Annotated in this window: 10 protein-coding genes; 7 read left to right on the forward strand and 3 right to left on the reverse strand. The window is 68.0% G+C overall.

Features of this window, described 5'->3' with window-relative positions; genetic code table 11:
* Nucleotides 1–7: 7 nt before the first annotated feature.
* On the reverse strand, nt 8–2038 hold the full coding sequence (locus tag IU452_RS05700; RefSeq protein ID WP_195107826.1) for a CocE/NonD family hydrolase: 2031 nt from the start codon (nt 2036–2038) through the stop codon (nt 8–10).
* Nucleotides 2039–2231: 193 nt separating this feature from the next.
* On the opposite strand from IU452_RS05700, the gene IU452_RS05705 reads away from it, so the two are divergent.
* From IU452_RS05705 to IU452_RS05735, 7 genes are all read left to right on the forward strand, one after another.
* On the forward strand, nt 2232–2945 hold the full coding sequence (locus tag IU452_RS05705) for a TetR/AcrR family transcriptional regulator (protein WP_195107827.1): 714 nt from the start codon (nt 2232–2234) through the stop codon (nt 2943–2945).
* Between the two features lie 110 nt (nt 2946–3055).
* Nucleotides 3056–5089 carry an LCP family protein gene (locus tag IU452_RS05710; protein WP_195107828.1) on the forward strand — a complete coding sequence of 678 codons (2034 nt, stop codon included), beginning with the start codon at nt 3056–3058 and terminating at the stop codon, nt 5087–5089.
* A gap of 44 nt (nt 5090–5133) precedes the next feature.
* A complete protein-coding gene (gene lexA / locus IU452_RS05715) occupies nt 5134–5790 on the forward strand; it encodes a transcriptional repressor LexA (RefSeq protein ID WP_195107829.1) in 657 nt (218 codons plus the stop codon).
* 91 nt (nt 5791–5881) lie between these two features.
* A complete protein-coding gene (locus IU452_RS05720) occupies nt 5882–6466 on the forward strand; it encodes a hypothetical protein (protein WP_195107830.1) in 585 nt (194 codons plus the stop codon).
* 112 nt (nt 6467–6578) lie between these two features.
* A complete protein-coding gene (gene ligD, locus IU452_RS05725) occupies nt 6579–7517 on the forward strand; it encodes a non-homologous end-joining DNA ligase (protein WP_324192455.1) in 939 nt (312 codons plus the stop codon).
* A 41-nt stretch (nt 7518–7558) separates the two neighbouring features.
* Nucleotides 7559–8008: a helix-turn-helix transcriptional regulator gene (locus IU452_RS05730; protein WP_195107831.1), complete on the forward strand. Its 450-nt coding sequence runs from the start codon at nt 7559–7561 to the stop codon at nt 8006–8008.
* A 40-nt stretch (nt 8009–8048) separates the two neighbouring features.
* On the forward strand, nt 8049–10439 hold the full coding sequence (locus tag IU452_RS05735) for an ATP-binding cassette domain-containing protein (RefSeq protein ID WP_195107832.1): 2391 nt from the start codon (nt 8049–8051) through the stop codon (nt 10437–10439).
* Between the two features lie 20 nt (nt 10440–10459).
* On the opposite strand, the gene IU452_RS05740 is transcribed toward IU452_RS05735, so the two are convergent.
* Both IU452_RS05740 and IU452_RS05745 read right to left on the reverse strand, forming a co-directional pair.
* The gene (locus IU452_RS05740; protein ID WP_195107833.1) at nt 10460–11806 is read right to left on the reverse strand and encodes a family 1 glycosylhydrolase; all 1347 of its coding nucleotides are present in this window, start codon (nt 11804–11806) and stop codon (nt 10460–10462) included.
* 69 nt (nt 11807–11875) lie between these two features.
* Nucleotides 11876–12754 (reverse strand): bile acid:sodium symporter family protein, encoded by an 879-nt coding sequence (locus tag IU452_RS05745; RefSeq protein ID WP_195107834.1) that lies wholly within the window; start codon nt 12752–12754, stop codon nt 11876–11878.
* Nucleotides 12755–12764 lie beyond the last annotated feature (10 nt).

Here is a 12764-nt window from a genome sequence, read left to right on the forward strand (position 1 = left end):
CCTACCGCTACCAGCCCGGTTCCCCGGCCATCGGCACATTCACCCAGCTCGGCCGGCTCGGATCCAACTCCAGGTGCTGGGGTCGCAGCCCGCTCTCGTTGAGCAGCGGGCGCAGCGGCAGGCTGCGGGGGAAGTTCAGCGCGTAGACATCGACGCGCAGGCGATGACCCGGCTGCAGCACGCCGTCGGTGGGGTTGAGGCCGATATCGACGGTCGTCGGCTGGCCGGGCACCACGGGCTGCCGCGAATCGAGGGTCAAGATCGGATACGGGTCGGTGTAGTCGCCGTTGGGGGAGCGGGTGGCCTTGTCCTCGTCGACCGCGCGCAACGAGGCCGTCATCTGGCCGTAGGTCCATTGGGTGGACCGTCCGTCGGGTGCGACGTCGTTCAGTGTCACCGCCCAGAACCCGTCGGTGGCGTCGAGCACCGTATTCAGATGCACCGCGATCGGCCCGGACACCTGGGTGGGCGCGCTCACCGGTGGGCTGGTGAAGGTGAGCGCACTGGTCTCCCCGACCCGCGAATCCTTGGTGCACACATCGAGGAATGCGACGATCCCGCCGGTGCCGGTGGCCGTATCCGGTGAGCAGAGGGTGGCCAATCCGGGCGCCACGGTCACCCGGGCCGGACCGCCGGGCGCGGACGACAGGCTGCCGTCATGGGCGGAGAACGGCGCGGTTCCCGATGACGTGGCATCCAAATACAGTCGCCGGTACTCGGTTCCGGCCCGCGGGTAATCCGTCGAGGTGCTCCAGCCGCCGCCCTGCTGGAACGTCGTCACCGGCGCAGCGGAATCGACGCCGTTATCGATCCCCTTGAGCCACTTGTCGAACCAGGCCCGCTGCAGCACGTCCAGTCGCGGCGGCGCGCCGGGCGCACCCAGTCCGGACGCGGACGAGACGTGGAAGGTGTTGCCCATGACGATCTTCTTTTCGCTGTCGGGCAGCGGAATCGTATTGAAGATCTTGGTCTGGTCGTAGGCGAAGATGTCATGCCAGCCGCCGTAGATGAAGGTGGGCACATCGATCCGCTCCGGATGCCCGATCCAGGCCTGCCGGATCGGGCTGTCCTCCTGGATCAGCGACTTCAGATGCGCGGGAATGGTGTCGATACTCGGTACCGTCAGCGCGGCGAACAGATAGTCGAAGAAGGTGAAGGGATCGGCGATCCGATCGGCCAGCCAGCGCATGTCGAACCGGCCGGTCAGCAGCGATTGCACATCCGGCACCAGCTTGCTGCCGTCGACGGCGGCCAGCCACATCGGCAGGAATCCGATTCCCACGCCGCCACCGGTGGCGACGATATCGTGCAGCAGATCGCTACCCGGCACGACGGGGAAGATCGCCTTCAACCCGTCGGGATGCCGCTCGGCGGTGTGCAATTGGTTGATCGCCGAATACGACACTCCCGACATTCCGACCGTGCCGTCGGAATACGGCTGGTGCGCGGCCCATTCCACCACCTCGGCCCCGTCCTGCTGCTCACGGTCGCCGAGCACCTGCCAGACACCCTGCGAGAATCCGGTGCCGCGCACATCCACGACCACTTGGACGTAGCCGCTCTGAATCAGCTTGCGGTCCACGGTGAATGTGCGCGCGAGACCGCCGGGAAGGGCCTTGGTCAGATCGGTGACCCCGCCCAGTCCCAGCCCGGACAGATCGAATCCCGCGAAGAAGTTCATCAGCGCATCGCCGAGCACCGGCACCGACAGCATCGAATCGGCCACATTGGATACGAGTTTCGTATAGGGCGTGAGGTTCACGATCACCGGCAGCGGCTCGGTCACCGGACCCGACGCATCCGCCGGGCGATAGACGTTGGCTTTCAACACCGTGCCGTCGCTCATCGTGATCGGTACGTCCCAATCGATATGGACGCCCGGATAGCGCGGCGGCCCGTCGTGCAGCGCGGTCCACTGCGCGCCGAGATCGGCGCCGGATTCGGCCTGGGTGATCGGGGTGGCAATCATTCCGACGCTCAGAATCGCCACTGCCACAGTGACGAACGACCGCACGAGCCGACGACGACGTCGAAACATTTTGTCACCCCACCACATTCACCCGGCCCGGAATTTGTTCCGCACCACTACTGGCCGGTAACCGTAACGCGTGTCACGTCACGGCACAACTGTGATCTGTCATGCATCTTGGCGACCTGCGCTATCGACCGGTTCTGCACAAGAGCGACGATCACCTGTGCGGCCGGCGCTCTCCCTGTGGCAGGGTGGGGGCATGGCCGACACCACCCCCCGCGCCCGGGCCCGTGCTCGCACGATGGCGGATATCGTCCGCATCGGCCGCGAACATCTGGCCGTCCACGGCGCGGCGGCGCTGTCGCTGCGGGCGGTGGCCCGCGATTTGGGCGTGGTCTCCTCGGCGGTGTACCGGTACGTCCGCAGCCGCGACGAGCTGCTGACCCTGCTCGTCGTCGACGGGTACACCGAACTGGCCGATGCGGTCGACGCCGCACTCGACGCCGCCCCGGACGATCCGGCGCAGCGGCTGCGCGTGCTGGGCCGGGCGGTGCGCGAGTGGGCATTGGCCGAACCGGCCCGCTACGGGCTGCTGTTCGGCACGCCCGTCCCCGGATATCACGCCCCCGCACAGGAAACCGTCGCGCCCGGCACCCGGGTCATCGGGGCCCTGCTGCGGGTGATCGAAAGCGCCTACCGGGCAGAGCTTCTCCCGGTGCCCGATCCGCCGCCGCCGGTCTCGCCGTCGCTGTCGGGCGACTTCGGCCGCATCCTCCAGGAATTCGGCGTCGACCTGCCCGATTGGCTGCTCGCGCGGGCTATCTCGGTATGGGCCGGGTTGTTCGGCGCGGTGAGTTTCGAGGTGTTCGACATGTACGGCAAGGACACCTTCGGGGACCGGAGCGAAGTATTCGAACGCCACCTCGACAACCTGGGCGCGATGCTGGGCCTGCGCGCCGCACCGGCGCGGTAGTCCGCGCGTCGGATGTGCATTCGTCGCAACCATCGTGCAGGATGACACAACCTGACGAGGTCCGACTCTCAGTTTTCCCTCAGCACGGTGATGTGAGACTTAACGGCGAGATGAACGATCAAACCGAACCGATCCCGGTCGTCGCGGACACCCGCCCCGGTGGTCGCCATGGCCGGCATGCGCGGGCCGAGGAACCGGCCGTCGCGGATCGGTCCGGTCCGGCGCCCACCCCTGCCGAGCGGGCCGCCCGCCTGGAGGCGAGCCCCACCGGCCGCCGCGCGCGCGTGGAGCGTGCCGATGCCGCCGAGCCGCGCGATGGTCGACCCGCGCCCGCCCGGGACGGCGGCCGTACCGAACGTCGCTCCTCGGCCGGCGGTCGTGCCGAGCGGCGGTCATCGTCCGCGGCCCGTGAGGCGACAGGAAGTCCCGGTCGGGGCGCGCCCGCCGTCGCATCGAAGGGCCCGTCGAGCCGAACCCGTTCCGAGGGAACGGATACCGGCGCCACGCCCCGCCGCCCGCGGGCGACGGCGGCCGATCTCGCCAATCAACCCACCGACCGGTACGTACCGGCTCGGCCCAACCGCCGCACGCGCCGCGCCGCCACCAAGCGACCCACCAAACAGGTCCGCGCCGTCCGCGTGCTGGGGCGGCTCGCGGCCGCGGCCACGGCGGTGGTCGTGGTCACGGGCACCGGATTCGCCTACTACACCGAGAAGAGCGTCGACCAGGGTTTCACCCGGTCCAACGTGATCAGCGAGGCCGACGCCGCGGCCCTCGACGGCGATATGAACATCCTGCTGATCGGCCTGGACACCCGAAAAGACCAGAACGGCAACGATCTCCCCAAGGACATCCTCGATCAGCTGCACGCCGGTGACGGCAGCGAGGGCGGCTACAACGCCAATTCCCTGATCCTGGTGCACATTCCGAAGGATCTGAAGAAGATCACCGCCTTCTCCATCCCGCGCGACGACTACGTCGCGGTCACCGGCATCCCCGGCTACGACCACGCCAAGATCAAGGAGGCCTACGGGCTGAAGAAGGCGTCGGTCGAGCAGAAGCTCGAGAATCAGGGTGTCAAGGACAAGGTGGAGCTGGAGCGCAAAGGCCGCGAGGCGGGCCGCGAATCCATCGTGCAGACGGTGAAACAGCTCACCGGCGTGCCGATCAACCGGTTCGCCGAGGTCTCGCTGGTCGGTTTCTACGATCTGGCCAACATCCTCGGCGGCGTGGACGTGTGCCTCAACCACGCGGTCAACGACGAGTACTACTCGGGTGCGGTGTTCCCGGCGGGCCGCCAGCATCTGGACGCGGCCAATGCGCTGTCGTTCGTGCGTCAGCGCCACGGCCTGGAGAACGGCGACCTCGATCGCACGCATCGGCAGCAGGCGTTCCTCACCTCGGTGGCCAAGCAGCTCAAGGAGTCCGGCACGCTCACCAATATCGGCAAGCTGCAGCAGCTGATCAATGCCGCGCAGGACGACATCGTGCTGTCGCAGGGCTGGAACCTGCTCGAGTTCGCCCAGACGATGGGTAAGGCGGGCTCGGTTCCGATCGAATTCCAGACCCTGCCGGTGAAGGCCTACGACAATGTCGACGGCCAGGATGTGAACGTCGTCGATCCGGTCGCGATCAAGAAGATCGTGCGCAGCGCCTTCGGTGTGCAGGCGCCGCAGCCGACCACCCCGAAGACCGCGCCCGCGAGCACCGTGGATGTCCGCAATGCGGGCGCGGCCACCGGTATGGCTGCCAAGGTGTCCAATTTCCTGAGCGCCAAGGGTTTCCACCAGGGCGATGCCGCGAACGCGGCGTACGGCGACGGCTCGAGTTCGGTCGTCTACTATCCCGCCAGCAGCACCGACGCCGATGCCACTCAGGTCGCCGACATGCTCGGCGGGCTGCCCACGGCGCCGTCGAAGAACGTCGAGGCCGGCCACGTGAAGGTCGTCATCGGCAGCGATTTCACCATGCCGGACGAATCGTCCACGGGCACTTCGTCGTCCACACCGACCGACTCCCCGGTGGCGGGCTCGTCGACCGGGTCGTCGTCGAGCCCGGCGGTCTCGGCCGCCGCCGACGGCATGCCCGACTCGGGCAAACCGGTCACCACGAGCATCGGTTCCGACATTCCCTGCGTGAACTGAGCCGGATGAACGGTTCGGCGGGTATCCCGCCGTAGGATGCCCCGGTGACCGGATACGACGACGCGTTCGAGCATCTCGACACCTCGACCCTGCCGCCGCGACAGCAGCGCATCCTCGCCACCATCCGCGACTGGGTGGTGCGCCACGGATATCCGCCCAGCACGCGCGAACTCGGCGAGGCGGTCGGGCTGCGGTCCACGTCGTCGGTGTCGAAACATCTGAAGGCACTGGAGGACAGGGGTTTTCTGCGGCGCAGCGGAAGCGTCACGAGGCCGATCGATGTGCGGCTGTTCCTGCGGTCGGCCGCGCCGCGGCAGCGGGACGAGGATTCGGTGACGGTTCCGGTCGTCGGCGATATCGCCGCGGGCACACCGATTCTCGCCGAGGAACACACCGACGACCTGCTCACCGTGTCACGTCAGATCGTCGGCCGCGGAACGGTTTTCGCGCTGCGGGTACGCGGTGACTCGATGATCGACGCCGCCATCTGCGACGGCGATATCGTCGTGGTCCGCCAACAGCACGAGGCGCACTCCGGGGACATCGTGGCCGCCATGATCGACGACGAGGCCACCGTCAAGGTCTACCGTCGCCGGGGCGGTCACGTGTACCTCGAGCCACGCAACCCCGCCTATGAGGTCATCGACGGGGACCGGGCCGTGGTGCTGGGCAAGGTGGTCTCGGTGATGCGCCGGGTGTGAGCCGGTGCGGCCCCTCGTTTGGTGGGTGATTTGCCGGGTACGGAGTCGGTAGACCACCTGCAGGGCGCATCCGCGACACCGAGGACGGATCATGACCGCAGCAGCGACGATCATCGAGCAGTGGCCGCAGCAGGCGCGGGAGGCGGCGCGCCGGGTGCTCGGCACCTACGGCGAACCGCACGAGGCGACCGAGCAGGCGCTGGTCTGGCACCGGGTCGGCCCGTGGAAGCGCATCGTGGCCTCCCGCGAGGTCTGGCGGCACAATTTTCCGGCCCCGCACACCGACTCGGTGCAGTGCGTCCTCGACTACCCGGTGCCGTTCCCGATGTATTCCGCGCTGGCCCAGTTCAACGGCAGTGTCGTGGTGGAACGCACGACCGGCGAGGTCTCGGCGCGCTGCCAGGACGAACAGGCCGATCTGCTGGCCCTGAACCTGATGCACGACATCGTGACCGGCGCGCGCAGCCCGGACCAGGCCCGCGACTACTACACCAAGGAATTCCTCGACGCCCACCGCGGTAAGTCCACCCCGTACCGGGACCGGCTGCGCTTCGACCCCAAGCCCGCGCCCGACCCCGACGAACCCCTCATCTCCGACTCCGAACTCGCCGCGGCCGTGGCCGAGGGCTCGGGCAACCCCGCCGCCGCCAACGCCGAATCCCCCCGGACGACCTGACGCCGCCGGGCATTCTCCTTCGACTCGAATCGTCAGACCAGTCGGTACTATCTAGCTGATTGTCGGCAACGCTTCAGCTACCCGAGGGACCGACGATGGCGACGAGGCGGGTGTGACGAAACTGCCGCAGTACGCGGCAATGCTGGCGGTGGCCGGTGGCCTCCCCGGTGATACCGACCGCTGGGCCTACGAGGTGAAGTTCGACGGGATCCGGGCCATCGGCTACATCGACCGCGATCTGCGCCTGGTCTCTCGAAATGGCAACACCATCACCGCGGCCTGGCCCGAACTCGCCGACCTCGCTCCCGCACGGCCCCGGTTCGTCGTCGACGGCGAAATCGTCGCCTTCTCCGCCGACGGCAGGACCTCGTTCAAGGCGCTGCAACCGCGGATGCACCAGCGCAATGCGGCGACGATCCGCTCCCTGGCCGGCTCGGTGCCGGCCACCTACATGATCTTCGACCTACTCCACATCGGCGACCGCTCCCTGATCGACCTGCCCTACGAGCAACGGCGGCAACTACTCGAGCGGCTCGGTCTCCAAGGGCCGCACTGGCAGGTGCCGCCGCGACTGAACGGCTCCGGTGCCGACGTGCTCGCCCAGTCCGCGCGGCTCGGGCTCGAAGGCATCATCTGCAAACGCCTCGACAGCCCCTACCTGCCGGGACGCCGCAGCCCGCTGTGGACCAAGGTCAAGAACGTCAACGACCAGGAGATCGTCATCGTCGGTTGGCGGCCCGGGACCGGCCGCCGCGCGGGCCATATCGGCTCACTGCTCATGGCCGTCCACGACGATTCCGGAAAGCTGGTCTACATCGGCAACGTCGGCACCGGATTCACCCGGGCGATGCTCGCCGACCTGAAGGCGAGACTGCAACCGCTGCAACGCCGCACCCCCACCGTCGAGGCCGATGTCAGGGACGCGGTGTGGGTCGAACCCGAACTGGTCGGCGAGGTCTCCTTCACCGAATGGACCGGAGACGGCCGACTCCGGCACCCGTCCTGGCGCGGGCTGCGCCCCGACAAGGCCCCGCGCGATGTGAAGCGGTGATCTCTGCATCGAATGCCACAGAATGTGGCACGATTCCGTAGGTGACCAGCGGATCCGGAACCGAGCAGCAGCTGCGCGATCTGGCGCGGCTGCGCCGCGTGCGCGACCGGATCGACCGGGAGTACGCGCAGCCGCTGGACGTCGAGGCCCTCGCCCGCGACGCGCACATGTCGGCCGGGCACCTCAGCCGCCAGTTCCGGCTCGCCTACGGAGAGTCGCCCTACTCGTATCTGATGACCCGGCGCATCGAGCGTGCGATGGCGTTGCTGCGTCGCGGCGATCTCAGTGTCACCGAGGTCTGTTTCGCGGTCGGCTGCTCGTCGCTGGGCACCTTCAGCACGCGTTTCACCGAATTGGTCGGTGTGCCGCCCAGCGTCTATCGGCGCGAGGCGGCGAGTGCGACCGCCGGGATGCCGTCGTGCGTGGCGAAACAGGTGACCAGACCGATCAGGAATCGAGAAGCGCAGGTCCCCGCGCCGCGCCTAGCGTGACCGCCATGGACATCACGAGCTTCGCGCAGTGGGAGAAACGATGAGCACGACCACGAAGGCCGACCCGCAGTTGCCCGCACTGCACGCTGCCGACAGCCACGACATGATCCGCGTGCACGGCGCGCGCGAGAACAATCTGAAGGACGTCAGCATCGAGATCCCCAAGCGCCGAGTGACGGTGTTCACCGGCGTGTCCGGTTCGGGCAAGAGCTCGCTGGTGTTCGACACGATCGCCGCGGAGTCACAGCGGATGATCAACGAGACCTACAGCGCCTTCGTCCAGGGCTTCATGCCGACCCTGGCGCGCCCGGAGGTCGATGTCCTCGACGGGCTGACGACCGCGATCATCGTGGACCAGCAGCGGATGGGATCGGACCCCCGCTCCACGGTCGGCACCGCCACCGACGCCAACGCGATGCTGCGCATCCTGTTCAGCCGACTCGGGAAGCCGCACATCGGCTCCCCCCAGGCGTTCTCCTTCAACGTCGCCTCGATCAGCGGAGCGGGTGCGGTGACGGTGGAGAAGGGCGGCAAGCAGGTGCGGGAACGCCGTAGCTTCTCGATCACCGGCGGCCAGTGCCCGCGCTGCGAGGGCCGCGGCTCGGTTTCCGATTTCGACCTGACCGCCCTGTACGACGACAGCAAGTCGCTCAACGAGGGGGCGCTGCTGATCCCCAACTACACCGGGGACAGCTGGTACGGCACCATCTTCCGGAAGTCGGGCTTCCTCGACCCGGACAAGCCGATCCGCAAATACACCAAGCGCGAGATGAACGATCTGCTCTACAAAGAGCAGACCAGGATCAAGGTCGAGGGTGTCAACGTCTGGTACGAGGGGTTGATCCCGCGAATCCAGAAATCGATGCTGTCCAAGGACCGGGAGGCGATGCAGCCGCACATCCGGGCGTTCGTGGACCGGGCGATCACGTTCACCATCTGCCCCGAGTGCGACGGCACCCGGCTCAGCGAGCTCGCGCGGTCGTCGAAGATCGAGAAGGTCAGCATCGCCGACGCCTGCGCGATGCAGATCAGCGACCTGGCCGAATGGATTCGCGGTCTCGACGAGCCATCGGTGGCGCCGCTGCTCGCCAAGCTGACGTACACGCTCGACTCGTTCGTGGAGATCGGGTTGGGCTACCTCTCGCTCGACCGGTCGTCGGGCACGCTGTCGGGCGGCGAGGCGCAGCGGATCAAGATGATCCGCCACCTCGGCTCGTCGCTGACCGACGTCACCTACGTCTTCGACGAGCCGACCATCGGAATGCACCCGCACGATATCCAGCGGATGAACGGCCTGCTGCTGCGGTTGCGGGACAAGGGCAACACGGTGCTCGTCGTGGAGCACAAGCCGGAGACGATCGTGATCGCCGACCACGTCGTCGATCTCGGCCCCGGTGCCGGGACGGCGGGCGGCACCGTCTGCTACGAGGGCACCGTCGACGGCCTGCGGGCCAGTGGCACCGTCACCGGCCGCCACTTCGACGACCGGGCCGCGCTGAAGGACGCGGTGCGCAAACCCAAGGGTGCGTTGAAGATTCGCGGCGCGACGGCGAACAACCTCCAGAATGTCGACGTGGACGTCCCGCTCGGGGTGCTCTGCGTGGTCACCGGCGTCGCCGGTTCCGGCAAGAGCTCGCTGATCCACGGTTCCATCCCCGCACCGGAGGGTGTCGTGTCGGTCGACCAGACACCCATCCGCGGCTCGCGACGCAGCAACCCGGCCACCTACACCGGGCTGCTCGAGCCGATCCGCAAGGCGTTCGCGAAGGCCAACGGCGTGAAACCGGCTCTGTTCAGCGCCAACTCCGAAGGTGCCTGCCCCACCTGCAACGGCGCCGGGGTCATCTACGTCGACCTGAGGATCATGCCCGACGTCGAGACCCCCTGCGAAGAATGTGAGGGAAAGCGGTTCCAGCCATCGGTGCTGGAGTATCGACTCGGCGGCAAGGACATCAGCGAGGTGCTCGCGATGCCGGTGACCGAGGCCGAGAAGTTCTTCGGGTCCGGAGAGGCGCGCACGCCGGCCGCGCACGCCATCCTCGGCCGGCTCGCCGACGTCGGGCTCGGCTATCTCACTATCGGGCAGCCGCTCACCACGCTGTCCGGCGGCGAGCGGCAGCGGCTGAAGCTGGCCACCCATCTGGCCGACAAGGGCGGCGTCTACGTTCTCGACGAGCCGACCACGGGCCTGCACCTCGCCGACGTCCGACAACTGCTCGGCCTGCTCGACCGGCTCGTCGACTCCGGCAAGTCGGTCATCGTGATCGAGCACCACCAAGCCGTGATGGCCCATGCCGACTGGATCATCGACCTCGGTCCCGGCGCCGGGCACGACGGCGGCCGGATCGTCTTCGAGGGCACACCCGCCGACCTCGTGGCCGCCCGCTCCACCCTGACCGGCCAGCATCTGGCGGCCTATATCGGCGCCTGACCGCGTGTACGGCGGCCTCGCTACGGGAAGGAGAAGGGGAGGCCGACCGGTTGGGTACAGCTGTCGGGCGGGTCCACCTGGGAGCAGAGCACCGGCGGCCGAGTGGGCCGATAGTTCGCGGGTACGCCACCGGAGCGGGCGAGGCTGGCGTAGACCTCGACGGCATCGGTGGGGCGCCGCACCAGTTCCTGATCCCCGCGAGCGACATCGACGGTGTAGAGGCCGAAACGCGGTGTGTAGGAACCCCACTCGTAGTTGTCGGTGATGCTCCAGTAGTTGTAGCCGATGACGTTCATGCCGTCGGCCTTGGCGCGCTGCAGCCAGTAGATGGTGTCGCGCAGATGGTCGGCGCGAGTGTAGCCGTCGGGGCGGGGCTTGCCGTCCTCGGTGGGCATCCCGTTCTCGACCACGTACAGCGGTTTGCCGGGGAACTGCCGGGCATAGTGACGCAGCGCGTAATAGATGCCCTCGGTTTGCAGGGGCAGATTCCACATGCCCGGTGCACCCGCGGCACTGCTGCCGGGAAGCAGCGTGGTCGGGTCGGGGCCGAAGTAGTAGTCGACGCCGACGAAGTCGAGTTTGTCGCGCACCTTGTCCACATACGGCTGGTTCGCGGCCACCTCGGCGCCAGGGCCCGGGACGAAGCCGATATTGCTGGTGACCTGGGCGCCGGGCTGGACCTCGTGAATGGTGTCGTAGATCGCGTTGTGGGCCTGGGCGAGCCGGTCCATGGCGGCGGGCCACTCGCTCGGGCTCAGCGCGCCGATGCGCATCTCGGCGCCCAGGTAGGCGGCCGGCTCGTTGATCGTCACCCAGATCGGATCGCGGGAGGCGAAGTGCTCCACCACCTTCCGGGCGTTGACCAGCCAGTCCTCGACCATACCCGGATTGCGCCAGCCGCCGCGCTCGGCCGCCCACCCCGGATACACCCAGTGGTCGAGGGTGAGCATCGGCGTCATGCCCGCGGCCTTGATGGCGTTGACGACCGCGTCGTAGACGGCGAAGGTCGGCCCGTCCCAGCCGTCGGGTTTGGGCTGCAGTCGCGCCCACTCGAGGCTGATCCGGAAGACCTTCGCACCCAGCCGCGCGGCGCGGTCGATATCGGCGGTGTAGTGGTCGAGGAACCGCACCGAATCGTGATACGGCTCGACCGCGCCGCTGGCGATATAGCGGGTCCAATTGCTGTCGGGCGCACGCCCTTCGGACTGGAATCCCGAGGACGAGACGCCCCAGAGGAAGCCGTCGTCGAAGGACGGCACACCCGCGACCGGCTGTAGCGGGAAGGCAGCCGCCGTCGGTCCCGTGACCAGTACAAGGGCCACCGCCGCGCAGGCGGCCAACAGGCGTGGGCGCGTGGACTGTCGCATTCCAGCAACAGTAGCTACCCACTTGCTGAAATCCGTGGCAGTCGACGGTGTGTCGCGCGGGCCGCCGGACTAGACGGCGGCGGTCTGCGCCTGCGCCGAGCGAGTTCGCCGCGCGAACAGGTAGGCGACCACCGCGGCCGGGAGGTTCATCAGGACGCCGTACACCGCGGGCGGCACCGCCATCGCCGAGTTGTGCAGGACCGAGGTCGCCACGGCGATCGCCAGGGCGCCGTTGTGGATGCCGATCTCCATGGCGGCGGCGATGGCCTGATCGGTCTGGATGCGCAACAGGCGCGGCACGAAGTAACCGATGGCCAGTCCGATGGACGCCAGCAGCAGGCACACCGCCGACAGCGCGCCGATATTCTCGGTGAGGGTGTCGAAGTCCCGCGCGACGGCCGCGAGCACGACCAGCACGAGCACCACGATCGAGGCCACCTTCACCCCGCCGCGCATCCGGTGCGACCAGTCCGGGAACCGCCGATGCACCCACATGCCCAGCGCCACGGGCACCAGCATGATCGCGAACACCTGCGCGAACTTGTCCGGCCGCAGGCCGATACCGGCGTCACCGTCGAGGTACAGCGTGTACGACAGCCCGACCAGCAGCGGCAGCGTGAACACGGTCAGTACCGAGTTGACCGCGGTGAGGGTGATGTTCAATGCGACGTTGCCGCCCGCCACGTGGCTGAACAGATTCGCCGACGGACCGCCCGGCGTCGCCGCCAGCAGCAACATGCCCGCGGCCACGGCACCCTCGAGCCCGAACAGATGGATCAGTCCCAGGCAGATCAGCGGGAGCACCACCATCTGGCAGACCAGCGCCACCACCACCGCCTTCGGGTAGCGCAGCACGCGCGCGAAGTCGGCCGCTGTCAGCGTCAGGCCGAGACCGAACATCACCAGGGCCAACGCGAGCGGCAGGAACACCGCGAACAACGAACCCACTGTGTACTCC

The sequence above is a fragment of the Nocardia transvalensis genome (assembly GCF_015477765.1).
Lineage (GTDB): Bacteria > Actinomycetota > Actinomycetes > Mycobacteriales > Mycobacteriaceae > Nocardia > Nocardia transvalensis_A.